At 66.3% G+C, this 23,009-nt stretch carries 23 protein-coding genes; 13 read left to right on the forward strand and 10 right to left on the reverse strand.

Translation table 11 applies throughout. From position 1 onward, the window contains the following. Positions 1-42 precede the first annotated feature (42 nt). From ACWDTS_RS18650 to dnaB, 4 genes are all read left to right on the forward strand, one after another. Positions 43-561 carry a single-stranded DNA-binding protein gene (locus tag ACWDTS_RS18650; protein ID WP_248676080.1) on the forward strand — a complete coding sequence of 173 codons (519 nt, stop codon included), beginning with the start codon at positions 43-45 and terminating at the stop codon, positions 559-561. A 41-nt stretch (positions 562-602) separates the two neighbouring features. Continuing rightward, a complete protein-coding gene (gene rpsR, locus ACWDTS_RS18655; protein WP_197250689.1) occupies positions 603-845 on the forward strand; it encodes a 30S ribosomal protein S18 in 243 nt (80 codons plus the stop codon). 16 nt (positions 846-861) lie between these two features. Then, positions 862-1,317: a 50S ribosomal protein L9 gene (gene rplI, locus ACWDTS_RS18660; protein ID WP_197250690.1), complete on the forward strand. Its 456-nt coding sequence runs from the start codon at positions 862-864 to the stop codon at positions 1,315-1,317. Between the two features lie 446 nt (positions 1,318-1,763). Then, positions 1,764-4,961, forward strand: a complete 3,198-nt coding sequence (gene dnaB, locus ACWDTS_RS18665; protein ID WP_450108888.1) for a replicative DNA helicase — start codon at positions 1,764-1,766, stop codon at positions 4,959-4,961. Positions 4,962-5,432: 471 nt separating this feature from the next. On the opposite strand, the gene ACWDTS_RS18670 is transcribed toward dnaB, so the two are convergent. Further along, entirely contained in the window at positions 5,433-5,567 is a 135-nt protein-coding gene (locus ACWDTS_RS18670) for a hypothetical protein (RefSeq protein ID WP_450118782.1), read from the reverse strand. A gap of 752 nt (positions 5,568-6,319) precedes the next feature. Here ACWDTS_RS18670 and ACWDTS_RS18675 point away from each other — a divergent pair. The 3 genes from ACWDTS_RS18675 (at position 6,320) to ACWDTS_RS18685 (ending at position 9,533) form a co-directional block, all read left to right on the forward strand. Continuing rightward, complete coding sequence (locus ACWDTS_RS18675; protein ID WP_450118783.1) at positions 6,320-7,798, forward strand: glyceraldehyde-3-phosphate dehydrogenase; 1,479 nt, start codon at positions 6,320-6,322, stop codon at positions 7,796-7,798. A gap of 306 nt (positions 7,799-8,104) precedes the next feature. Beyond that, the gene (locus tag ACWDTS_RS18680) at positions 8,105-8,860 is read left to right on the forward strand and encodes an alpha/beta hydrolase (protein ID WP_450118784.1); all 756 of its coding nucleotides are present in this window, start codon (positions 8,105-8,107) and stop codon (positions 8,858-8,860) included. A 193-nt stretch (positions 8,861-9,053) separates the two neighbouring features. After that, positions 9,054-9,533 (forward strand): hypothetical protein, encoded by a 480-nt coding sequence (locus tag ACWDTS_RS18685; RefSeq protein WP_450108891.1) that lies wholly within the window; start codon positions 9,054-9,056, stop codon positions 9,531-9,533. Positions 9,534-9,640: 107 nt separating this feature from the next. Here ACWDTS_RS18685 and ACWDTS_RS18690 read toward each other — a convergent pair whose 3' ends face one another. From ACWDTS_RS18690 to ACWDTS_RS18705, 4 genes are all read right to left on the reverse strand, one after another. Beyond that, positions 9,641-10,294: a GntR family transcriptional regulator gene (locus ACWDTS_RS18690; RefSeq protein WP_450108892.1), complete on the reverse strand. Its 654-nt coding sequence runs from the start codon at positions 10,292-10,294 to the stop codon at positions 9,641-9,643. 96 nt (positions 10,295-10,390) lie between these two features. Beyond that, positions 10,391-11,380: a transketolase family protein gene (locus ACWDTS_RS18695; protein ID WP_450118785.1), complete on the reverse strand. Its 990-nt coding sequence runs from the start codon at positions 11,378-11,380 to the stop codon at positions 10,391-10,393. Then, the gene (locus ACWDTS_RS18700) at positions 11,377-12,261 is read right to left on the reverse strand and encodes a transketolase (RefSeq protein ID WP_450118786.1); all 885 of its coding nucleotides are present in this window, start codon (positions 12,259-12,261) and stop codon (positions 11,377-11,379) included. Before ACWDTS_RS18700 ends, ACWDTS_RS18695 begins: the two co-directional genes overlap by 4 nt. Beyond that, entirely contained in the window at positions 12,258-13,643 is a 1,386-nt protein-coding gene (locus tag ACWDTS_RS18705) for an MFS transporter (RefSeq protein WP_450118787.1), read from the reverse strand. Before ACWDTS_RS18705 ends, ACWDTS_RS18700 begins: the two co-directional genes overlap by 4 nt. A gap of 183 nt (positions 13,644-13,826) precedes the next feature. Here ACWDTS_RS18705 and ACWDTS_RS18710 point away from each other — a divergent pair, with 183 nt between their 5' ends. From ACWDTS_RS18710 to ACWDTS_RS18725, 4 genes are all read left to right on the forward strand, one after another. After that, positions 13,827-14,651 carry a sugar phosphate isomerase/epimerase family protein gene (locus tag ACWDTS_RS18710; protein WP_450118788.1) on the forward strand — a complete coding sequence of 275 codons (825 nt, stop codon included), beginning with the start codon at positions 13,827-13,829 and terminating at the stop codon, positions 14,649-14,651. Positions 14,652-14,668: 17 nt separating this feature from the next. After that, positions 14,669-15,442: an SDR family NAD(P)-dependent oxidoreductase gene (locus ACWDTS_RS18715; RefSeq protein ID WP_450108897.1), complete on the forward strand. Its 774-nt coding sequence runs from the start codon at positions 14,669-14,671 to the stop codon at positions 15,440-15,442. Between the two features lie 32 nt (positions 15,443-15,474). Next, positions 15,475-15,777 carry a WhiB family transcriptional regulator gene (locus ACWDTS_RS18720; RefSeq protein ID WP_450118789.1) on the forward strand — a complete coding sequence of 101 codons (303 nt, stop codon included), beginning with the start codon at positions 15,475-15,477 and terminating at the stop codon, positions 15,775-15,777. Positions 15,778-16,012: 235 nt separating this feature from the next. Then, positions 16,013-16,462 (forward strand): hypothetical protein, encoded by a 450-nt coding sequence (locus tag ACWDTS_RS18725; protein WP_450118790.1) that lies wholly within the window; start codon positions 16,013-16,015, stop codon positions 16,460-16,462. A 54-nt stretch (positions 16,463-16,516) separates the two neighbouring features. On the opposite strand, the gene ACWDTS_RS18730 is transcribed toward ACWDTS_RS18725, so the two are convergent. Beyond that, a complete protein-coding gene (locus tag ACWDTS_RS18730) occupies positions 16,517-16,990 on the reverse strand; it encodes an SRPBCC family protein (RefSeq protein ID WP_450108900.1) in 474 nt (157 codons plus the stop codon). Between the two features lie 179 nt (positions 16,991-17,169). On the opposite strand from ACWDTS_RS18730, the gene ACWDTS_RS18735 reads away from it, so the two are divergent. Continuing rightward, entirely contained in the window at positions 17,170-17,781 is a 612-nt protein-coding gene (locus ACWDTS_RS18735) for a phosphoribosylanthranilate isomerase (RefSeq protein WP_248674664.1), read from the forward strand. Positions 17,782-17,846: 65 nt separating this feature from the next. On the opposite strand, the gene ACWDTS_RS18740 is transcribed toward ACWDTS_RS18735, so the two are convergent. The 4 genes from ACWDTS_RS18740 to ACWDTS_RS18755 all read right to left on the reverse strand — a co-directional run bounded on the left by ACWDTS_RS18740 (position 17,847) and on the right by ACWDTS_RS18755 (position 21,495). Then, positions 17,847-18,803, reverse strand: a complete 957-nt coding sequence (locus ACWDTS_RS18740) for a DUF808 domain-containing protein (RefSeq protein WP_248674666.1) — start codon at positions 18,801-18,803, stop codon at positions 17,847-17,849. A gap of 105 nt (positions 18,804-18,908) precedes the next feature. Then, positions 18,909-19,667: a cutinase family protein gene (locus tag ACWDTS_RS18745; protein ID WP_248674668.1), complete on the reverse strand. Its 759-nt coding sequence runs from the start codon at positions 19,665-19,667 to the stop codon at positions 18,909-18,911. Positions 19,668-19,749: 82 nt separating this feature from the next. Continuing rightward, positions 19,750-20,787: a TIGR03857 family LLM class F420-dependent oxidoreductase gene (locus tag ACWDTS_RS18750; RefSeq protein WP_248674669.1), complete on the reverse strand. Its 1,038-nt coding sequence runs from the start codon at positions 20,785-20,787 to the stop codon at positions 19,750-19,752. A 54-nt stretch (positions 20,788-20,841) separates the two neighbouring features. Then, on the reverse strand, positions 20,842-21,495 hold the full coding sequence (locus ACWDTS_RS18755; RefSeq protein ID WP_248674670.1) for a TetR/AcrR family transcriptional regulator: 654 nt from the start codon (positions 21,493-21,495) through the stop codon (positions 20,842-20,844). A gap of 176 nt (positions 21,496-21,671) precedes the next feature. Here ACWDTS_RS18755 and ACWDTS_RS18760 point away from each other — a divergent pair, with 176 nt between their 5' ends. After that, entirely contained in the window at positions 21,672-22,898 is a 1,227-nt protein-coding gene (locus tag ACWDTS_RS18760; protein ID WP_197252690.1) for an oxygenase MpaB family protein, read from the forward strand. The last annotated feature ends 111 nt before the right edge of the window (positions 22,899-23,009 follow it).

Raw genomic sequence — 23,009 nt, forward strand, 5'->3', positions numbered from 1 at the left:
GCTCGGGCGCATCAGGACTCCACACACAGCAGGAGGAACCACATGGCAGGCGACACCGTCATCACCGTGGTCGGCAATCTGACCGCCGATCCCGAACTGCGTTTCACCCCGGCGGGTGCCGCGGTCGCGAACTTCACCGTCGCGTCCACGCCCCGCGTGTTCGACCGTCAGTCCAACGAATGGAAGGACGGCGAGGCTCTGTTCCTGCGCTGCAACATCTGGCGTGAGGCAGCGGAGAACGTGGCCGAGAGCTTGACCCGTGGCTCGCGCGTGATCGTGCAGGGCCGGCTCAAGCAGCGCAGCTACGAGACGCGTGAAGGCGAGAAGCGCACTGTCGTGGAGCTCGAGGTCGACGAGATCGGCCCCTCGCTCCGCTACGCGACGGCCAAGGTCACCAAGGCCGGCCGTGGTGGCGGCGGCGGTGGCTTCGGTGGTTCCTCCGCAGGATCGGGCGGCGGGCGCGCAAGCGCCGGCGCGAGCACCGGTGGCGACGACCCGTGGGGCAGCGCTCCGCAGGCCGGCTCGTTCGGTGGTCCCGGGGACGACGAGCCCCCGTTCTGATCCGACCTCGATCGGAACATCCAGAAATACGGAGAAAGACCATGCCTAAGGCGCCTGCGCGCGACAAGGTTTTGAAGAAGAAGGTCTGCACCTTCTGCAAGGAAAAGAACGTGCAGATCGACTACAAGGACACGACGCTGCTGCGTAAGTACGTCAGCGACCGCGGCAAGATCCGCGCTCGCCGCGTCACCGGCAACTGCGTGCAGCACCAGCGCGACATCGCTGTTGCTGTGAAGAACTCTCGTGAGGTCGCCCTGCTTCCTTACGTTTCGACGGCTCGCTGAGGAAAGGGAGGAACCGATGAAGCTCATTCTGACTGCTGACGTGGACAACCTCGGTGCGCCTGGCGACACCGTCGAGGTCAAGGACGGCTACGGCCGCAACTACCTGCTGCCCCGCGGCCTGGCGATCGTCGCCACCCGTGGTGCCCAGAAGCAGGTCGAGGGCATCCGCCGTGCCCAGGAAGCGCGCGCCGTGCGCGGCCTGGATCACGCCAAGGAGCTCAAGGAGACCATCGAGGGTCTCGAGAGCGTCTCGCTGAGCGTCAAGACCGCCGGCGACTCGGGCAAGCTGTTCGGCTCGGTCACCGCCGCCGACGTTGCCGGTGCCATCAAGGCTGCCGGTGGCCCGGTCGTCGACAAGCGCATCATCGAGCTGCCCAAGGCTCACATCAAGGCGACCGGCAAGCACGCCGTCGTCGTGAAGCTGCACCCGGACGTCACCGCGAAGTTCACCCTGAACGTCGTCGGCGCCTGATTCCGGCTCCCGAAGAGCCCCACGCACCAAGTGCGTGGGGCTCTTCGTCGTCTATCCACAACCCTGTGGATAGACATGCTCCGATGTGACCTACGGCATATCGTTTCGGGAACGAAGCAGCGAACACGCCCGGTGTGCGACACGCCGAAATCGTCGTTGTACACAGTTGTGAAAAGCGATTTTGGGCCGATGACCTGGTCGTATCCCAAGTGTGAGATGTGTTGTCCCCAGTTTTTCCACAGGAGGTGCACAAGCGTGTCCTCCCCTTTCCACATTTCATCCACAGATATGTGCACAACCCGATTTGGATCGGCGCGTCGGAGTCCCTAACGTCGAGCGAGCCTGCACGCTGAATGTCGGTGGGGGCGAGTAGAACGTGTGTACGGACATACGCGTCGACCACGCCCTACCGAACGTGGAACGCGGATGGGGAAGGATGGCATCGCGTGGCTGTTGTGGACGATCGAGGCCATTCCGACTACAACGAACCCCCGGAAGAACCGGGCGGCGACTTCGGTCGGCAGCCTCCCCAGGACATGGTCGCGGAGCAGTCGGTGCTCGGCGGCATGTTGCTCAGCAAGGACGCCATCGCAGACGTCCTCGAGGTGCTGCGGCCCGGCGACTTCTACCGGCCCGCCCACCAGGTCGTCTACGACTCGATCCTCGACCTCTACAGCCGCGGTGAACCGGCCGACCCGGTGACCGTGTCCGCCGAACTCGACCGCCGCGGCGAACTCAAGCGCATCGGCGGCGCCGCCTACCTGGTGACACTGACCCAGACGGTGCCCACGGCCGCCAACGCCGGCTACTACGCCGAGATCGTCGCCGAGAAGGCAGTGCTGCGCCGCCTCGTCGAGGCGGGCACCCGCATCGTCCAGTACGGCTACGCCGGCGCCGAAGGACAGGACGTCGCCGAGGTCGTCGACCGCGCCCAGGCCGAGATCTTCGACGTCGCCGAGCGACGCACCACCGAGGACTTCGTTCCCCTCGAGGAACTGCTGCAGCCGACGATGGACGAGATCGACTCCATCGCCAGCCGCGGCGGCATCTCCCTCGGTGTCCCCACCGGCTTCGCCGAACTCGACGAACTCACCAATGGCCTGCACGCCGGGCAGATGATCATCGTCGCCGCGCGCCCCGGTGTCGGTAAGGCGCTCGCGCTGGACACTCCCCTGCCCACCCCCACCGGGTGGACCACGATGGGCGAGGTCGCGGTGGGCGATCTGTTGCTCGACGCCCACGGCGCGCCGACACGCGTCGTCGCCGCGACGCCGGTCATGACCGGCCGTCCCTGCTACGAGATCGAATTCTCCGACGGCACCGTCGTCGTCGCCGACGAACAGCACCAGTGGCGCACGGTCGCGGGGATCCGCACCACCGGCGAGCTGGCCGCGACCGTCGCGGACGGTCACGTCGTCGCCAACAGTGCGGCGCTGCAGTTGCCGGACGCGGACCTGCCGGTCGCGCCGTTCACGTTGGGTGCGTGGCTCGGTGGGCCCTCCGAGGACCCGGACCTGCACATGCGGATGGAAGGCGACGGCGACTTCGCCGAGGAGCTGATGACGCTCGGCGCCCACATCCCCGAGGCCTATCTGCGAGCCTCGGAACGGCAGCGCCGCGACCTGCTCGCCGGAGTCCTCGATGCCGGGGCCACCGTCGAGGACGACGGCACCGTCCGTTTCGAGAGCGACTGCCCGCGCTTGCTCGAGGACATCGCCGAACTGCTCGCCGGCCTCGGCTACACCCGCACCCTCGAATCCGGTTCGGTGTCCTTCACCGCCGACGACGACGTGTTCGTGCTGCCCAGCAAAGCCCTGCAGCACAAGGAGAACCGTCCCGCCGTCGCGCAGGAACGCCGCGTCGTCGCGGTACGGCCCGTCGCGTCGGTGCCGGTGCGGTGCGTCGAGGTCGACGGCGAGCACCTGTACCTGGCGGGCCGGTCGATGGTCCCCACCCACAATTCGACGCTCAGCATGGACTTCATGCGGTCGTGCTCGATCAAGCACGGCATGGCGTCGGTCATCTTCTCCCTGGAGATGGGCAAGACGGAGATCGTCATGCGTCTGCTCTCCGCCGAGGCGAAGATCAAGCTCGGCGACATGCGGTCCGGCCGTATGACCGACGACGACTGGACGCGCCTGGCCCGACGGATGAGCGAGATCAGCGAGGCCCCGCTGTTCATCGACGACTCCCCCAACCTGACGATGATGGAGATCCGCGCAAAGGCGCGGCGGCTCAAGCAGAAGCACGACATCCGTCTCATCGTCATCGACTACCTGCAGCTGATGTCGTCCGGCAAGAAGGTCGAGTCGCGTCAGCAGGAAGTCTCCGAATTCTCGCGTAGCCTCAAGCTTCTCGCGAAGGAACTCGAGGTTCCGGTCGTCGCGGTGTGTCAGCTCAACCGTGGCCCCGAGCAGCGCACCGACAAGAAGCCGCAGGTTTCGGACCTCCGCGAGTCGGGCTGCCTTCCCGCGAGCACTCGGGTGCTGCGGGCGGACAACGGCTGTGAGGTCACCCTCGGCGAGTTGCTGGAGTCCGGCGAACAGCCGGAGGTGTGGTCGCTCGACGAGCGCATGCGCATGGTCGCCCGCCCGATGATGAAGGTGTTCCCGTCCGGGCGCAAGGAAGTGTTCCGGCTGACGCTCGATTCGGGTCGTCGGGTCGAGGCCACGGCGAACCATCCGTTCCTCACCGTCGACGGCTGGATTCCGCTCGGCGAGCTGATGGCCGGCGAGCGTGTCGCGGTTCCCCGCGCCCTGCCTGCTCCGCTCGAGGTCGTCGAACTGTCGGACGACGAGGTGTTCGATCTCGCGGGTCGTGCGGTCGCGCAGGGTTGTGTTCCCGCACAGGCATTTTCGCTGCCGAAGGCTCAGGTTGCGGCGTTCGTCTGCCACGTTTGGGAGGACGGCGGCGAGGTCGCGTGGGATGCCGAGGCCGCGCGCGCGGTGATCCGCTTCCCGTCCGCCGGTCGGCGGCTCGCGGACGACCTGGCCCGCCTGCTCCTACGGATCGGTGTGTTCGCGCGGATCGTCGAGACCGCTGCGGGCTGGGGCGTGGTCGTCACCGGCCGCGAGAACGAGGCCGTCTTCCTGCACGACGTCGGCAAGTACGGCACCGCAGCGCAGTGGGTGCTCGCGCAGCTCGGCCCGAAGCTGGTGCGGCACAGCGCCGATACGGTCACCCCCGAGATCGAGGCCGAACTCGCCCGGCTCCTCGCGGTCGAGAACCTCGCCCCCGCCGAACTGGTCGCCGCCGCGGTATCCCGGTCCGCATCGGGTGCACGATCGAGCCTGGCGCAGGTCGCCGGTGTCCTGGACACCGCCGACATCGACATGGTCGCGACGAACAACGTGTTCTGGGACGAGATCGTCTCCATCGAGAGCCTCGGCGAGCAGGACGTGTTCGACGGAACCGTCCCGGGCACCCATAATTTCGTGGCCGACGGCATCTCGGTGCACAACAGCCTCGAGCAGGACGCCGACATGGTCATCCTGCTGCACCGTCCCGACGCGTTCGAACGCGACGACCCGCGCGGTGGCGAGGCGGACCTCATCGTGGGCAAGCACCGTAACGGTCCGACGGCCACGATCACGGTTGCGCACCAGCTGCACCTGTCACGCTTCGTGGACATGGCGCGAGGCTGAGCCGATAGACCGCGGCGGTGCCGCTGCGTGCGGTTGCTCCGCCGTCCGTCATCTCGGATTGAACCCAGGTGCGTCCGAAATCGTGGTTGGCGTACCGATATATGCGTACGCCAACCACAATTTTCGTCGTGTGTAGACAAATCTGAACATCTGACCGATTGTTGAGACGGCGTTCCACCGTCCCCGACGTGTGAGGTGTCGACACACGAGTGCAGCAAGGGACGGCTGGTTTGCGCGAGTCCAATCCCGTTGGCCGGGGCCGCTTCACACTCGGTTGACGCGGCGTGTGGTGTCCCGGTTGACGAAGCTGCCCCGGATTCCCTCCGAGGTGCAGTGGTCGGGCATCCTGACCGTCGCCGCCGCGGAGCCTGTCCGCAGCCGCGTGGCGCTCGCCCTGGCCTGCACCGGTGATGCAACGACGGAAGTGTCGATGCGTCGGGCCGCAGGAGTTCGTTCGGGGCGAGTGGGGTGTCAGTGGCGGACGGGGTTGCCTGCCTCGTCCCAGTCGGGCAGCTCCGGGATCCGGGTGGCCAGGACGGTGTCGGCGAGAATCAGGGCGACGGCGATTGTGCGAGCAACCGGTCGGAGGACGAACGAGGTGATCATCGGAGGGGTTCTTTTCTTTCTGGGGTCGCCGTCGGGATGGGGTGGGGCGAGTTGTCGACCCTGGTTCCACGAACTGCCGCAGGGGGCGATTCGTGGCAGCGAGGTCGTCCGAGCGGACGGAGACAGCTGCGCACCTTTCCTTCAGGGTTACGACACTCGGTGCCGAAAATCAAACAGGGACGGTGGTCCGTGCTGCGCCGCCGCAGGGGTCCTTTCGACGGCGGAGGCGACCGGTCTTCGGTCCGCGGGAGCCCATGACTGAGCGCCGGCGGGGGTCGCGTGTTCGATCACCGCAGCGGGTGAGAGCGTGGCCGGTGGGTCGGACATGTGTGCCTCACGGTGAGTGGAGCGTTTCGGGTTCTTCGAGGATCGCGTGCGCGCGGGAGTTCGGAAACGGTCGACCGGCGGGGTGGGGTACCCGTTTCGGACCCTGCTCCGTACCGACCGGTTTCCTTCTTCCGGGAAGGTTCCGGTGCCGCCCGGATCGGCATGAGGGTGCTTTCCGGGACACGCCCCGGGAGAGATTCCCGGTCATCCCGTGAGACGACCAGGCCCACGAGGGTCGGTTTCCGGCTACCGGGCGTCGACCTGTAAGAGCGCTCTCATATGATGGCGCTGCACACGTCGAAATCGGCGTCGGTCGCGAACTGTTCCACCGATCCAGAACGCTGACCGGCGAGTGACGTGCGTCTCGTCCGGGTGGCACCCAACCTGCGGACGGGTCAGTCGAGCCGGAAGGACAGAGGAGCGCAGTGAGCACCCCGGAATTGGCACATTGGAACTCCGAAGAGGCGCTTGCGGAAGCGATGATCCCGATCATCGGCGGCCTGCACCGCCGGCACTCGGTCACGATCTTGCTTCACAGCCGCTCCCTCGTGAACAAGTCGGTCATCGACATTCTCCGGACCCATCGTTTCGCGCGGCAGATCCGCGGCGACGAGCTGTCCGTCGAGGAGACCTTCCCGTTCCTCGAGGCGCTGACCGACCTCGACCTGCGGCCGTCGAAGATCGACCTCGGCCTCCTGGTGACGGCGTACCACGCCGAGAGCGCCGGACGATCGATCCCCGAGTTCGTCGCCGAGAGCCTCGCCGACCTGGTCGGTGGCGGCCAGACGCACACTCCGAAGCCGCAGGACGTGGTCCTGTACGGGTTCGGGCGAATCGGGCGTCTCGTCGCCCGTCTGCTCATCGAGAAGGCCGGCTCGGGTAACGGCCTGAACCTGCGCGCCGTCGTGGTTCGCAAGGGTGGCGGTGACGACCTGACCAAGCGCGCCTCGCTGCTGCGCCGCGACTCGGTCCACGGGCAGTTCAACGGCACGATCAAGGTCGACACCGAGAACAACACCCTGATCGCCAACGGCAACGTCATCAAGTTCATCTACAGCAACGATCCGGCGACCGTCGACTACACCGAGTACGGCATCGACAACGCCATCCTGATCGACAACACCGGGATCTGGCGCGACCGTGACGGACTGTCGAAGCACCTCCGCCCCGGTATCGCCAAGGTGGTGCTCACCGCACCGGGCAAGGGCGACCTGCCCAACATCGTGCACGGTGTCAACCACCGCAGCATCGATCCGGCCGAGAAGATCGTCTCGTGCGCGTCCTGCACCACCAACGCCATCGTCCCGCCGCTGAAGACCATGGACGACAAGTTCGGCGTTCTGCGCGGCCACGTCGAGACCGTGCACTCGTTCACCAACGACCAGAACCTGCTGGACAACTACCACAAGGCCGACCGCCGCGGTCGCTCCGCACCGTTCAACCTGGTGCTCACCGAGACCGGTGCCGCTTCGGCGGTTGCGAAGGCCCTGCCCGACCTGAAGGCCAAGATCACCGGCAACTCGATCCGCGTCCCCACGCCGGATGTGTCCGTCGCCATCCTGCACCTGCAGTTGAACCGTGAGACCACCAAGGAAGAGGTGCTCGAGCACCTCCGCCAGGAGTCGCTCACCGGTGCGCTGAGCCGGAACCTCGACTACACGGCTGCCACCGACGCCGTGTCCAGCGACTTCATCGGATCGCGCGCGGCGTGCATCGTCGACGCGAACGCTGCGATCGTCGACGGCGACACCGCCATCCTCTACGTCTGGTACGACAACGAGTTCGGCTACTCCTGCCAGGTGGTGCGTACCGTGCAGTACCTCTCGGGCGTGGAGTACCCGGTCTACCCGTTGACGGACGGTGCTGCCGTGGAGCAGGCCGACCAGCCTGTCGCTACGCACTGACATCGCCCGGCGGAGCGCCTCCGATCTACTCCTGAAGTGGTGGTTGGTGTACGGAAATATCCGTGCACCGATCACCACTTCGGTGCATTCATGGACCGGAACTGCTCAGCGTGTGTGCGGGCAGAAAATTGAATGGACGGGCTTCGGCTCGGATTGATAGCGTGCGCCCGACCGTGACTTCACGCGAGGAGGTGAGACCCATGAACGCAACAACCATGTGGGTGCTCCCACTCGTGTTCGCGGTCGGGTGATCGATGCAGGTATCGCCGGGAGCGCCTGAACAAGGCAACCCCGAAAGGCTGCATCATGCACTTCACCTCCGAGACATCGTCGAACGGTGTCATCGAACGTCGATTCACCCTGGATGAGATCACCGGTGTGCTCTGGACGCCCACGTCCGGAACCTCAGGCGCACCGCTGCTGCTGTCCGGGCACTCCGGCGGCATGCACAAGAAGGCGCCGGGACTGGTGGCCGGCGCACTCCACGGCGTGACCGCTCATGGATTCACCGTCGCTGCCATCGACGCGCCAGGCCACGGTGACAGACCGCGAAACGCTCAGGATCAACGGTGGGTCGAGGCCATCCATCGGGCGCGCACGGAAGGCGAGCCGATCGCTCCGATCGTCGCCGAGTACAACATGTCGCTGGCGGAGCGTGCGGTGCCGGAATGGCAGGCGACCCTCGACGCGCTACGGGCACTACCCGAGATCGGTGTCGAAGCGCCGATCGGCTACGGCGGCATGAACCTGGGCGTGGCAACCGGGGTGATGTGGGCGGCGGTCGAACCCCGGATCGCTGCCCTCAGCTTCGGCGGAGTCTTCGTGAACGATGATCTGATCGAGGCCGCAAGGAAGGTCACCGTTCCGGTCGAGTGCCGAATTCCGTGGGACGAGAAGGAATTCGACAACGCATCCGGAGTCGCGTTGTTCGACGCCTTCGCCTCGAAGGAGAAGGCGCTGCACGCCTATCCCGGCAGACGCATCCCGGATTACGAGCGCGACAGCTCGGCGCGGTACTTCGCTCACCATCTCGGCCGCGCTGCCGACGCAGCTTCGAGATGACGTGACCGGTATCGGCGTCCGGTTCCGTGCCGGACGCCGATACCTGCCGTCTCCCGATCGTCCTGGTCGGGAGCGGCACGAGGCGTTGCGATTCGGACCCTCTTTCGCGATGTGTTCAGCAGTGGTGTGCTGGACAGGTCATCACCCGGCCTCCGGGGCGGGAGCGGATCACTCAATCATCGAGGAACACGCCATGACCACGATCCACCTTCACCAGACGACCACCGCGACACCCGAGCAATTCATTGCCGGTCTCACCGACTTCGGGCCCGGTCGCAAGGAACTCTTCGGCAACAGCGCGGACAACTATCTCGAGGTGCACAACCGAGGCCCCCACGACGCCGACGTCACCGAGGGCTCGAGCGGAATCTGGGAACGCCTGCACTACGACTGGAGCGACCCTCACCACGTCGTGCTGACGACCACCGATTCCAATCTGTGGGGCGGGGCCTCGAGCCACACCTACACTCTGACGCCGCAGTCCACCGGAAAGACCGACGTGGACGTCGTTGTGGTCCGTGACGGCAAGAACCTCAAGGGGAGGGTTCTCGCGGGCGTGCTCGGAATCGTCGGAACCCGAATGTTGGGTAAGCAGTTCAGGAAGTCCGTGGAGGCCATCGAAGCTCGCAGCCACGGCGCGAGCGGACAGGACACGCAGGGGGCAGAAGGGTGATGTGAAGAGATCGACAGGCGTCGATCGGATTATCGATCAGCTCCGAAGATTCCGGACCGGGCCGTCTTGCAGGTGCGAGACGGCCCCAGGGCCACCATGGCCTGACGTTATGACACCAAATTGTTTGCTGCCCAGCTCATATGGGCTCGTACGGCTGCAGCCGCTTCGTCTGCGTCACCGGTTTCGACCGCGTCGACGATGGCGCTGTGGCGACCCACGTCCATGTTGCCGACAGCTTTCTCGAGGCCCGCGAACATGATGGACATGCGGATGGATCCCTCGAGGGACTGCCAGGAGTGCATCAGCGTCTCGTTCCCCGTGACTTTGCACAGGGACCGGTGAAAGTCGAGATCCGATTCGATCCGGGCCTCGAGATCGTCCTCGGCTGCTGCCATGACGGTGAGTGCCTCGCGCAACTCCGGGATGACGTCGGCGCGGTCGGGGCGGGCGGCGAGTTCTCGGACCGCCAGCGCTTCGAGCGCGGCGCGGACGGCGAAGATGTCGCGGATCTCCTTGGCGTCGAGGTGCCGCACGTAGAGCCGGCCGCGGGCTCCGGTGGTGATCAGGCCCTCTTGCTGCAGTTGGCGCATCGCTTCACGGAGGGTGCCGCGGCTGATCTGGAGTTTCTCGGACAGTTCGGTCTCGACCAGGGGGCTGCTGGGAGCGAGGGCACCACTGGTGATGGCGGTGCGCAGCGCAGCAACGGCCTGCTGCCGGAGGCTGGTGCGTTCCAGTCCGAGGAGTGCGGGTTGGGCGGCCATGGTGCCTCCGGTCGGTGTCGGCGGGTAACTGTTGACAGCAGTCCTGTCGACAATGGTACGGGTCCGCGCGCCCGCCGGTGCGGACCCGTACCGGTTTCAGCCGAGTTCGGCGAGAACCTTGGCGACGACCCGATCGGTGCTCAGCCCGTAGCGGTCGTGCAGGGTCGGTAGCGCGCCCGCGTCGAGGAACTCGTCCGGCAGGGCGATCGGCACGATCTTCCGGCCGACGCCGGCGCGCGCGGCGGTGGCCGCGACGGTCTCGAACAGCCCGCCGACGACGGTGTGGTTCTCGAGGGTGACGACGAGCCGGTCGGTGTCGATCTCGGCGAGCACCGTCGCGGTGTCGAACGGCTTGATGGTGGGTGTGTGGACGACGGCGACGTCGACGTGGTGACGCGACAGCTCCTGCGCGGCCTGCAGCGCTCGCATCGTCATCAGTCCACTGGAGACGAACACCACGTCGTTCCCGCCGCGGAGCACCTTCGCCTTCCCGAGTTCGAATGTGTAGTCGTACTCGTCGAGAACGGTGGCGACCTTGCCCCGCAGCAGCCGGAGATAGGTCGGGCCGTCGCTGGCGGCGAGCTGTGGGACCGCCTGTTCGATGTCGACCGAATCGCAGGGGTCCACGATCGTCAGGTTCGGCATGCCGCGGAAGATGGCGATGTCCTCGGTGGCCTGGTGGCTCGGCCCGTAGCCGGTGGTGAGGCCCGGAAGCCCGCCGACGATGTTGACGTTGAGGTTGGGTTCGGCGATGTCGAGGCACAGGAAGTCATAGGCGCGGCGGGCGGCGAACACCGAGTATGTGGACGCGAAGGGGACGAGTCCGGTCTCCGCCATCCCGGCGGCCGCACCGAACAGGAGTTGCTCGGCCATGCCCATCTGGAAGAACCGATCCGGGAACGCCTCGGCGAAGATGTGCATGTCCGTGTACTTCGCCAGATCTGCGGACAGACCCACAATCTTGTCGTTCTGCTGTGCCGCGGCGACCAGTGCATGCCCGAACGGTGCCGCAGCCGTCTTCTGGCCGGGGTCGACGAACGAGGCGATCATCGCCGAAGTCTTGAGCTTGGGGGTAGCGGTGGTCATCGCGGGTCCTCGGGGTTGTGTCCGGCGGTCAGCTGGTCTCGGCAGATCTGCCATTCGTCTTCTTCGATGCGCATGAAGTGCGCCTTCTCCCGGTTCTCGAGCAGCGGGACTCCCTTGCCGACGCGGGTGTCGCACAACACGATTGCCGGTGCACCTTGGTCCGCGCAGCCTGCTACCGCGTCGTCGAAGGCGTCGAGCAGCGCGGAGGTGTCGTTGCCGTCGACGCGATAGGTGCGCCAGCCGCAGGCGGCCCACTTGTCGTGCACCGGTTCGGTGCTCAGGACGCCGCGGGTGGGGCCGTCGGCTTGCAGGGAGTTGATGTCGACCATCGCGACGAGGTTGCCGAGCCGGTGGTGGTGGGCGCTCATCGCGGCTTCCCATGTCGACCCCTCGTCGAGCTCTCCGTCCGACAGGAAGTTGAATACTCGCGCTTTCGATCCTCGGTGCCGCAGTCCGAGTGCCATCCCGACCGCGACCGTCAGCCCGTGGCCCAGGGACCCGCCGGAAATCTCCATTCCCGGTGTGTACGAGGCCATTCCGGACATGGGGAGTCGGGAGTCGTCCATGGCGTAGGTAAGCAGCTCGTCGCGGGAGATGATGCCGGCTTCGGCGAGGGCGGCGTAGAGCCCGATCGCATAGTGTCCGGTCGACAGCAGGAACCGGTCGCGGTCCTCCCATTCGGGATCCTCGGGCCGGAAGCGCAGTTGGGTGGCGTAGACGGTGGCGAGGATGTCCGCAGCTCCGAGAGCCTGTCCGACGTAGCCCTGTCCTTGTACCTCGCCCATGTCGAGGGCGTTGTGCCGGGCGCGATAGGCGAATTCGTCGATGGCGGCGATCCGTACGTCGCGGGGAACGGCGTCCGTGGGCGCGGTGGTGGTCACAGCAGTTCCTTTTCCTTGAGAGTCGATGTGGAAGGGGGGAGCGAGGACCCACCGTGCTCGGTGTGGTCGTTACGGCCGGCCTCTGCGGCGAGGTGGCGTTCCGCCGGCCCCCAGGTTTCGCGGGTGAACACCGCCGTCACGAGGCCGAGCAATCCGTAAGCGCTGAAGAGGAGTGCGGGACCGAGCCACCCGAAGGAGAAGTAGAGCAGGGTGGTGACGAAGGGAGTGAAACCGGAGATCATGGCGGAGATCTGGTAGGCGAGGGACGCGCCGGATGCGCGGCGTGCTGCCCGGAACAGTTCCGGGAACCAGGAGCCCTGGGTGCCGGCGAGGGCGTTCTGGCACACCGCGTAGGCGATGACGATGGTGGCGATGACCAGAGCGAAGGTCCCGGTGTTGACGAGAAGGAACATCGGCACGCCGAACACGGTGGCGAACGCGCAGACGCCGAGGTAGACCGGCCTGCGTCCGACGCGGTCGGTCAGCGTCGCCCATCCGATGGTCGCGAAGATGCCGATTGCGGCGGCGATGCACAGTGCGACAAGGGTTTCCGACTTACCAGCGAGACCGTTCTCGTGCAGGTAGGAGATCATGTAGGTGATGGAGACCGCATAGCCGGCGGTCTCGGCGATCCGCAGGCCGATGCCGCGCAGGATGTCGCGCCAGTCCTTCTTGATCGAGTCGAGGACCGGTGACGCGGCGATCTCGCCACTGTCCTTGACGTCCTCGAACACCGGGGATTCCGGAACCTTGGAGCGGATGATCAATCCGACGACAACCAGGACGATGCTGGCCAGGAACGGTACTCGCCACGCCCAATCGTCTCCGAGATGGACGCTGAACAAGAAGACCAGGTTGGCCAACAGCAGTCCGACCGGAAACCCTGCCTGCACTATGCCGGTGTAGCGCCCCTTGGACTTCCAAGGTGCGTGCTCGTAGCTCATGAGGATTGCGCCGCCCCACTCTGCTCCGAATGCAAGGCCCTGGATGATGCGCACCGTCACCAGCAACGCCGGCGCAACGAGTCCGGCCTGGGTGTATGTCGGGAGCAGGCCGATCGCAAAAGTGGCCAGTCCCATGATGATCAGGGACGCGACCAGCACCGGCTTCCGGCCGACGCGGTCGCCGAGATGCCCGCCGATGATGCCGCCCAGTGGACGGGCGGCGAAGCCGACGCCGAGCGTGGCGAAGGCGGCGAGGGTACCGATGACCGGATCCCCGCTCGGAAAGAACGCGGTGCCGAAGTAGAGCGCGGCAGCGGTACCGAAGCCGATGAAGTCGTAGGTCTCGATGACCGCGCCCACCGAGGATCCGATCGCGACGCGTTTGGCGTCTTTCGTTCCGTGGACCGGTCCCCGCATCTGCAGAGCGTCTGTGCTCATGTCGTTCTCCTGACGAACCGGGAAATCCCCGGCGAGGCGATGAGGAAAGTATGTCGACTGTCAACAGTGACCTCCAGTGTGACCGGCACCACCATTGATGTCAACTACCAACCGGCGACCGTTGACTGTTAACAGTCAAACGCATACCGTGGTCCCCGTCACCACCACCAGGAGGAAGCGACTGTGATCCACCCTCGGCTCGGCTGTTCGACGATCAGCTTCCGTCACCTCGACCTCGAGTCGGCGCTGGCGACCATCGCGGGCCTCGGTTTCGACGAGATCGATCTCGGGGCGCTGCCCGGAGTCTGCGACCACGTCCCCTACGTGCTCGACCGCCGGACCGTCGACACCGTCACGGCGGTGGTGACGGCATCAGGAACGCGGGTACGCAGCGTCAACGGCGATATCGGCGATCTGAACGCGATCCTGACAGGACCGCAACGGCACGTACGGAAGGAGCATCTCGAGCACCTTCTCGCCCTGGCCTCGGGAGTCGGTGCCGAGGCGCTGGTGTTGCCGTGCGGTGCGCTCGACCACGACCCGGTCCGCTCCCTCGACGAGGACCTCGATGTCGTCGCAGCCGCGCTGTCGTGGGCGTCGGATCTCGCATACGACTTCGGTGTCGCTGTGTGGACGGAATCACTGCACCTGCATCGCCTGTGCCGCGACATCACCAGGGCTTCCGATCTGACCGGGCGGCTCTCTCCGGACATCGGCATCGTCATGGACTTCAGCCACATCGTCGCGTCGGGTAGCGATCCGGCCATGTTCGTCGACCTGTTCGGGCCCCGGATCACCCACGTTCACCTGCGCGACGCCGTCCCCGGCAACATCAACCTGAGCATCGGCAACGGCGCCGCCGACTTCGCCTGCGGCATAGGTGCTCTCGCCGACATCGAGTACGCAGGTCACTTCAGTCTCGAACTCGAAACCCGCGACGTCACCGACCCCCAGCGCGCCGACGCCACTGCGGCGGCAGCACGATTCATCTCCCCCCTCATTCCCTGACCCAGAAGGAGATCCCCATGTCCACCACCGCTCGCACTGCTGTGATCACCGGAGCCACCTCCGATCGTGGTATCGGCCTCGCCACCGCCCGCCGCTACGCCGAAGACGGCTGGGCCGTCGTCGTTCTCGATCTCGACGGCGAGAAGTCCGCCAAGGTCGCCGCCGAGATCGGCAGCGAGTACTCGGTGCCCGCTTTCGGCCACGCCATCGACGTCGCCGACGAGGACTCCGTGCATCGCGCGCATGCCGCCGTCGCTGCGGAAGTCGCGGCAGGCAACCTGCCTCCGGTCGGTGCCCTCGCCAACATCGCCGGCATCACCTCCCCCGTCCCCTTCCTGGAAACGACGCTCGACCTCTGGAACAAGGTGATGGCGGTCAACGCAACCGGCACCTACCTCGTCACGCGCGCATTCCTGCCGGCCATGATCGACAACGGCTGGGGCCGGATCGTGAACATGTCCTCCGTGTCTGCCCAGCGTGGTGGCGGAGTGTTCGGCAAGGTCCCCTATTCCTCCGCGAAGGCCGCAATCCTCGGCTTCACCAAGTCGCTCGCCCGCGAACTGGAAGACAGCGGAGTCACCGTCAACGCCGTCACCCCCGGCGCCGTCGACACCAGCATCCGCGTCGGCAGCACAGACGAGCAGGAAGCGGCGATCCGCGCCGGGGTCCCGCTCGGCCGTACAGCAACCACCCGTGAGGTCGCCTCCGTCATCACCTTCCTGTCCTCGGATGACGCCGCCTACCTCACCGGAACCACCATCGACATCAACGGCGGAAGTCACATGCACTGAACGGATTCCACCTGCGTGCACGCTCGATGCCGATGAAAGCAACAACGTATGAGGGGCGGGCGCGAGAACCTGCTCCACCCGCAGATGACCGGAACGATGCGGCGTGGCGACGGGAGGCGCTCTGCCGAAACTTTCTGTCGAACCTGTTCTTCGGTCACGACGACGAGACCCGAGGCGAACGAGCCCGGCGAGAACGAACCGCCCTCGAAATCTGTGCGCGCTGCGCAGTCGTCGACCGATGCCGGCAGCACGCCGTCGAGACCGGGGAAGCCTTCGGAATCTGGGGAGGCACAACCGAACGGGCCCGACAGTCGATCCGCCGGATTCGCTCCTGAAATGGTGGTTGGTGTGCGGAAATATCCATACGCCAACCGCCATTCAATACGTCTACAGCCGTTCCGAACTCCACGCCCGGTGTGGACGACGCTACAAGAGGTTCGACATCGTCGCCTCCGTCCTGTTCCGACCCCGTCCGAAACCAGGAGTGGAATGATGCTGGCGTGGCTCCCGGGTGCCGCTGATCGTGACCCACCCGGAAACTGCTTCGGCATTCACGAGGGGATGGAACCGATGGCGAAGAACACCGGAGACGAAACGAGCTTCACCGAGGCAGAGCGCGCCGCGATGAAACAGCGCGCCGCCGAACTCCGCGAGCAGGGCCGGAGCGGCAAGGGCGCCGCGAAGCGGGAGCGTGAGGCGCAGGCGTGCCTCGACGCGATCGCCGCGCTGACCGGCGCCGACAAGCAGATCGCCGAGCGTCTCCACACGATCGTGACCGAGGAGGCTCCCCACCTCGACCCGAAGACCTGGTACGGCTTCCCCTCCTATTCCCGCGACGGCAAGGTCGTCGTCTTCTATCAACCTGCGTCGAAGTTCGACACCCGGTACGGAACGGTCGGTTTCAACGAGGATGCCCTCCTCGACGACGGATCGTTCTGGCCCACGGCTTTCGCGGTGCTCGAGGTGAACGACGAGATCGAGCAGCGTCTGCGGGAACTCGTGCGCAAGGCCGCGGGATAGGGCGCTCCGTCCTTCGCGACGTCACCACGGTGGGGCGACGCGCTGCAGTATCGGTCATCGAGCAGTGGAGCGTTTCTCGTCCTTCGGCGTGCCCCGGGCGGCTCTCGCGATTGCGCGGAGGTCCTTGCGGAGCGCGCGGGCGAGCAGAGGTGCGAGCACCGGCAGCAGGACTCGGGCCACCGGTGTGTTGGGTTCGATTCTCCAGCGGTAGGACAGTCGGGTATCCGGTCCTTCGGGACCGAAGACCGTCTCGTAGGTGCCCCCGAAGAGACCGCCCAGCACGGCGTTGACGGTTCTGCGCGGTCGGTCGTAGACGGAATAGTCGGAGATCCTGCGGATCGTGGTGGGACCGATGCGGAAGACCATCGCGTACCTCGGCGTCCCGTTCGCGCGCATCTCGTAGTCTTCGACCGCGACGATGGAGGGGGACAACTCCACGAACCGCTGTAGCCGGTTGCCGAAGACGAGGTCCCAGGTCTGTTCGGGTCCGAGCCGGAACAGTGCATCGGCGTGGATGATTCGATGCATAAGGATTTCCTCCCGGTCGCTCGGCGCTTCGGTGCTGGTGTGATTCAGCGTGCGCCCCCGGGCGTGGTCCCGATACCCCCCACGCGGGGGGTGGTTCCTCCCGAAGCGGATCGTGTTCGCCGGAGACCGGCACCTGCAATATCGTCGATGAGAAGGCACGCGAGGACGAGAGGCATGCGGTGACGTTCATCAAGATGTGTGGGTTGCGCGACGAGGCGACGGTGGAGCTGGCCGTCGGACTCGGGGTCGACGCAGTCGGCTTCGTTTTCGCCGAGAGCCCGCGCCGCGTGTCCGTCGAGCAGGCGGCGCAACTGCGATCGCGGGTTCCCGCGGGAGTCCTCGCGGTCGGGGTGTACGTGAAGATGCCGCTCGACGAGGTCGTCGCGACCGCGAAAGCCGCGAACATCGATCATGTTCAGGTGCACGACCTGCGGTCCGCGGACGACGTGCGGATGCTGCACGACGCCGGGCTGACGGTGATCCGCGCCGTGAACACCGGCGGTGCCGAGGCACTCGACGAGGACTTCGGCGCCGACCTCCTGCTGGTCGACGGTGCGGTCGCCGGTGCCGGGGTCACGTGGGACTGGCAGGATCGCAGCGGACTGCCGCAGGGCCGGTGGATTCTCGCCGGCGGGCTGAACCCGGGCAATGTGGCCCGCGCGGTCGAGACGTCGGGTGCGTGGGGTGTGGATGTGTCCAGCGGCATCGAGTCGAGCCGCGGCGTCAAGGACCCGGAACTGATGAGAGCGTTCGCCGACGCGGTGCGCGGGATCGGCCGGGCAGGGGCGTAGCGAACCGGATCCGCCGAGCGAGAAGACAGCGGCGCGCGGACGGCAGCGCGCGGCTGTCTACCGCCTCAGTGGACCTCGTGCGCGTGCTTCTTGCGCTTCGGAATCAGGTGCATGATCAGCACGACCAGCGCGCCGAGGACGAGGCCGACGAGGGCCGATGCCACCGTGCCCGCGGTCCACGACAGGACACCACCGAACCCGCCGTGCACGAGCTCACCGAACCAGTGCTCGAGATCGTGGAGCCGATCGGCCGGCCAATGGAACCCGGCCTCGCCGACATTGACAATCAGGATGTGGCCACCGACCCACAGCATCGCGGCGATACCGACGACGGTCAGCACCGACATCACCTTGGGCATCGCGGCGACGAGACCGCGGCCGATCTTCTGGCTGAACTTCGATTCGCGTCCGGCGAGCGCCAGGCCCACGTCGTCCATCTTCACGATCAACGCGACCACGCCGTACACCAGGGCGGTGATGAGGATGGCGACGACGATGAGCACCAGCAGCCGGGTGAGGAACGGTTCGTTCTCGACCGACGACAGGGAGATCACCATGATCTCGGCGGACAGGATCAGGTCGGTGCGGATCGCACCGCTGACCATCGTCTTCTCGAACGCGGGCCCCTTCTCGGCCGCGGTGGCGCCCTCTTCCTCGTGGTGCCCGCCGGTGAGCGCTTCGTAGACCTTCTCGGCGCCCTCGTAGCAGAGGAACAGGCCGCCGGCGATCAGCAGGTACGGCAGCGCCTGCGGCAGGAACTCACTGAGGATCATCGCGACCGGCAGGATGATCAGCAGTTTGTTCCGGATCGATCCGATCGCGATCTTGCGGATGATCGGCAGCTCGCGGTCGGGGGTGAACCCGTGCACGTAGCGCGGGGTGACGGCCGTGTCGTCGACGACCACACCCGCCGCCTTCACGCTGGCCTTACCGGCGGCTGCACCTATGTCGTCGATGGATGCTGCAGCTGCCTTCGCAATCAGCGCGACGTCGTCCAGCAGGGCGACGAGACCACCAGCCACGGGAACCTCCCTCTTTCGGCTGTGCCGAGCCGAACGCGACACACACTGTTGCGAGTCCTCTCGAACGGTACCGAATTCGCGGTGACGGACACCAACGAGCCGCGGTCAGCCGATCCGGACCACTGCGGTCCGCGGATGCTCGACAAGATCGATCATCGCGTCGACGAACGGACGGTCGCCGACGGTCAGTTCCACATAGTGCTGATGAATCGCGAAGTAGCGCTCGACGCGGCGCGCGGCTTCACTGGAGTCCGCGCGCGGGTCGACCATGTCGCAGACGGCGTCGCCCAGGGCGCAAACCGTGGCGACCGGAACGGTCCCGAACCCAGCACGCTCACCCGTGAACGAGATCCCCGGAAGAGCACCGGGCGCGACGACCTCCGCGCCGGTGCCGGGGGTACGCGGGTCGGCGATCACCACCCCGGCGAGATCGGCCGGGCGGTCCAGGTCCTGCGTGAGATCGGCGAGGACGTCACCGGCGATCGCGGCACCCTGGGAGAAGCCGACGACGCGATACGCCGCCCCGGGGCACTCGGCGTGGGCGAGGGTGATCTGCCGGTGCAGTTCACGGACTCCGATCTCCTTGGACCGGTCGTACGTGTGGCTCCCGAGCGGACTGATCTCCCCCGGATAGTCGATCCGCACGGTGCGTGCCCCGCGTTCGGCCAGGCCCTCGAGGATCGGATGGACCGTCGATGTGGGCTTGCCGACCTTGAGGGTGCCGTCGACACCGAAGACGATCGTGTGCGGACACGTACCTTGTTCCGGCGGGGACGCAGCGGCGGGACCGGTCGCGAGCCCGGCGATCGCGACCGCGGCAACGGCGATCGTACCGAACCGTGTCGCTCGCGGCCGCCGGTGCATGTGTGCTCCTCCCCTGATCCGCGTGGACGGTATCAGGGGTCGGTGGTCGGCGTCGTCGTGCGTTCGGACGACCGTGCCCGGATCACCTCGCGCGATAGGCGGTGACGATCGGCTCCAGTTCGTCGGGTGTGCAACCGTGCAGGATCACCGCGTCGGCGCCGTAGTCGAACTCGCGTCGGATCCGCTGTGCGCACTGCCCGGCGGATCCGGTGGCCGCGGGTTCGAGCCATTCGTCGGGAAGCAGCGTCGCGATGTGCTCGATCTGGTCGGCCGACGCCTTGTGGTCGATCCCACCCGGAATCGAGAGAAGCACCGGGTCGCTTCGGAAGCGTTGCAGCACAGCGGGATCCCAGTTGTTCGTCCGCACCAGCAGATCGCCGTAACCCTGCAGGTACGTCGCGAGCCGCGCCACCGACTTCTTCAACCGCAGTTCCTCGGGCAGGTGGTCGCCGACGGTCGCGAGGCACGACCACACCCGGACGTCGTCGGGGTCGCGGCCCGCCTCTTCGGCGGCCTTCTTCACGATTGCCACCGACCGTTGCAGGGTCTCGGGTGTGAAGTAGGTGTGCAGGACGACGTCGTCGAACGCCCGTCCTCCCAGCGCGAGTGAGCGTGGCCCGAACGCCACCAGGGCGAGGCGGATGTCCTCGTCGAAATCGGGATCGAGGAACAGCAGCGGGTATTCACCGATCGGACCGGAATGTCCGACGACGACCTCGCCGCGCCACAGCCTGCGCATGACCTGCGCGAAGTCCTCCATCTGCGCGGTGGTCACCTCGGGCACACCGAACGCGGAGTACAGAGCGGCGATGCCGCGGCCGATCCCGAGGGTGAACCGGCCACCGGAGAGGCGGTGCATCGTGGTGGCCCACGAGGCGGTGATGAGCGGGTGCCGGGTGTTGTGGTTGGTCGCCGCGGTGGCGATGCGCATGCGCTCGGTGACCGCGCACGCCGCCCCGGTCAGCGACGAGGCCTCCTTGATGTTCCACCGTTCGGAGATGAACGCGGTGCCGAAGCCGAGTTTCTCCCCGCGGCGGGCCTCCTCGACCAGAGTTCTCGGCCCGTCGCCGCCCGCCCCGGCCAGCAGGTAGTAACCCAGTTCGTCGAGCGTGTGGTGCACGGTTGGGCCTTCCGACGACGGCGGGGTGGGAACATCCTTGCTTCGGTGGGTGACTCAGCCGGCTTCCTGTTGCGGCACCTGCAGCATGGGCACCAGGAATCGGCGTGCGATCGCCGTCAGTTCGGCGTCGTCGTCGAGATCGACGATGCGACTGGGAAAAGCGAGGAACGAGCCGGTGATCCGGACCATCATCTCCGCGACCAGGTCGACGTCGAGTTCCGCGGCGACGGTGCCGGACGCCTGCTCGCGTCGAAGCTGCCCGGCAACGAATATCTGTACTGCCGAGAGCATTTCGCCGTTCGCACCGATGATGGATCCGGCGAACGAGGTGGGGTCGGTTTCGATCAGCGCGGTGACGAGCGGATTGGTGCGGATCGTCCGCAGTGAGCTCACGAAGCCGAGAATCACACGGTCGGCGACCGTGGGGGCGCCGGCGACCTCTTCGATGAACCGGGTGAAATACCGGCTGAACTCCCGCAGGATCACCTGGTCGACCAGGGCCTCCTTGGTGTCGAACTTGCGGTAGATCGTGATGCGGGAAAGGTTGGCGCGCTTGGCGACATCCTCCATCGTCGACCGCTGAATGCCCATCCGGCAGAACTGGTCGTATGCCGCATCGAGCAGACGGGTTCGGGTCGTGTCGGGGTCGTCCGCCGGCTCGACGGCGTCGCTGTACGCGCGTTCGAGAAGCGACGTCGATCTGAACAATCCCGACCTGGTCGACGATCTTGATTCCACGGCTACCTCCTGTGATGACCCTGTTACAGGGTGACGCTTCGGGACGGATTCCGGGAATCTTCCGTGAGGATCGTGGCGATGTGCTCTCCTGATACAGGGTAACTGCTGCTGTTACATTGCCACATCGAAGCCAATGGGGGCTGCGGATGTCCGATTTGAGCAGACGGAACGTTCTGAAAGCCGGAGGGGCGCTCGCGGCGCTCGGGGCGGTCGCGGCGGCGACCCCGGCGCAGGCTCGTCCGTGGAGATGGTCGCCGGCCGGGTCGATACCCGGTACCGGCGACGGAGCGGATCCTCACCTGGTGTGGGATGAGGAGGCGGACACGCTGGTCGCGTCGCTGTTCGAGCGCGGTGAGGTCCCCTTGGTCAACGACCTGTTGCGCGGGTGGAAGAAGAACGGGCAGCCGCTCCCCGCCGGGCTGCCTGCCGACCTGCACGCCTTTCTCGAGCGGCATCGACAGCTCCCGGAATGGGCGGATGTCGGAAAGCTCGCCACTGCAGTGAAATTCAACGACAAGCGCGGGCTCTATCTCGGTGTCCTCTACGGCTTCGCGAGCGGCATGATGAGCACCGTCATCCCGAAGGAATCGGTCGCCGTCTACTACTCCAAGGGCGGCGCCAACATGAAGCGCCGCATCTCGCGGACGGCGAAACTCGGCTACGACATCGGTTCGCGCAACGCCTATCTGCCCGACGGCGAGATGATCGTGACGGGCCTGAAAACACGTCTCGCGCACGCCGGGGTGCGGCACCTGCTGCCGCAGTCGTCGCACTGGATCGACGTGGCGCCCGAGGAATATCCCATCAGTCAGCACGACATCATGGTCACCTGGCACAGCCTCCCGACCTCGGTGATGCGCGTGCTGAAGAACTGGCAGGTGCCGGTCGCCGCGGACGAGAGCGAGGCGTTCCTGCATTCGTGGCAGGTCAGCGCGCACATGCTCGGTGTCCAGGACCAGTACATTCCCGCGACGTGGGCAGACGCCGAAGCCCAGGCGACGCAGGTGCTCGATCCGATCCTGGCGCCGACCCCGGAGGGGCTGAAGCTCGCCGACATGCTCCTCGATCTCGGTGCGGGACTGGACTTCACGTTGCTGACCCGGCCGATCCTGGGGGCACTGACCCGCTACGTGCTCGGCGACCGGATCGCCGACTGGCTGAAGATCCCTCCCGAGCCGGTCTGGGGCACGCTGCTGAACGTCGGGTGGCGGCCGTTCATCGCGGTGCGCGAAGGCCTGCTGCCGTTGCCGCTCGCACCGGACGCCTACTGGGCGTTCGACGAACTGCTGCGCCAGTTCGTGTTGTTGTACATGTCGGAGTTGCAGACGATCAGCATCGAGATCCCGACGTTCAACAACCCCAACTACCCGTAGGTGCGGCTTCGCCGCCGGTGTGCCTTTGTGGCGGTCAGGGCCGCCACAAAGGGATACAGGGGTGTAACAGGAATATTATACGCCACCCCGCAAACCGACACCACACCTCAG

The organism is Rhodococcus sp. NPDC003383, assembly GCF_053589115.1.

Bases quoted from the DNA above. Each gene is read 5' to 3' on its own strand.
- ACWDTS_RS18650 (WP_248676080.1), top strand. From the start codon at position 43: ATGGCAGGCGACACCGTCATCACCGTGGTCGGCAATCTGACCGCCGAT.
- rpsR (WP_197250689.1), top strand. From the start codon at position 603: ATGCCTAAGGCGCCTGCGCGCGACAAGGTTTTGAAGAAGAAGGTCTGC.
- rplI (WP_197250690.1), top strand. From the start codon at position 862: ATGAAGCTCATTCTGACTGCTGACGTGGACAACCTCGGTGCGCCTGGC.
- ACWDTS_RS18670 (WP_450118782.1), bottom strand. From the start codon at position 5,567: ATGATCACCTCGTTCGTCCTCCGACCGGTTGCTCGCACAATCGCCGTC.
- ACWDTS_RS18680 (WP_450118784.1), top strand. From the start codon at position 8,105: ATGCACTTCACCTCCGAGACATCGTCGAACGGTGTCATCGAACGTCGA.
- ACWDTS_RS18685 (WP_450108891.1), top strand. From the start codon at position 9,054: ATGACCACGATCCACCTTCACCAGACGACCACCGCGACACCCGAGCAA.
- ACWDTS_RS18690 (WP_450108892.1), bottom strand. From the start codon at position 10,294: ATGGCCGCCCAACCCGCACTCCTCGGACTGGAACGCACCAGCCTCCGG.
- ACWDTS_RS18695 (WP_450118785.1), bottom strand. From the start codon at position 11,380: ATGACCACCGCTACCCCCAAGCTCAAGACTTCGGCGATGATCGCCTCG.
- ACWDTS_RS18705 (WP_450118787.1), bottom strand. From the start codon at position 13,643: ATGAGCACAGACGCTCTGCAGATGCGGGGACCGGTCCACGGAACGAAA.
- ACWDTS_RS18715 (WP_450108897.1), top strand. From the start codon at position 14,669: ATGTCCACCACCGCTCGCACTGCTGTGATCACCGGAGCCACCTCCGAT.
- ACWDTS_RS18720 (WP_450118789.1), top strand. From the start codon at position 15,475: ATGAAAGCAACAACGTATGAGGGGCGGGCGCGAGAACCTGCTCCACCC.
- ACWDTS_RS18725 (WP_450118790.1), top strand. From the start codon at position 16,013: ATGGCGAAGAACACCGGAGACGAAACGAGCTTCACCGAGGCAGAGCGC.
- ACWDTS_RS18730 (WP_450108900.1), bottom strand. From the start codon at position 16,990: ATGCATCGAATCATCCACGCCGATGCACTGTTCCGGCTCGGACCCGAA.
- ACWDTS_RS18745 (WP_248674668.1), bottom strand. From the start codon at position 19,667: ATGCACCGGCGGCCGCGAGCGACACGGTTCGGTACGATCGCCGTTGCC.
- ACWDTS_RS18760 (WP_197252690.1), top strand. From the start codon at position 21,672: ATGTCCGATTTGAGCAGACGGAACGTTCTGAAAGCCGGAGGGGCGCTC.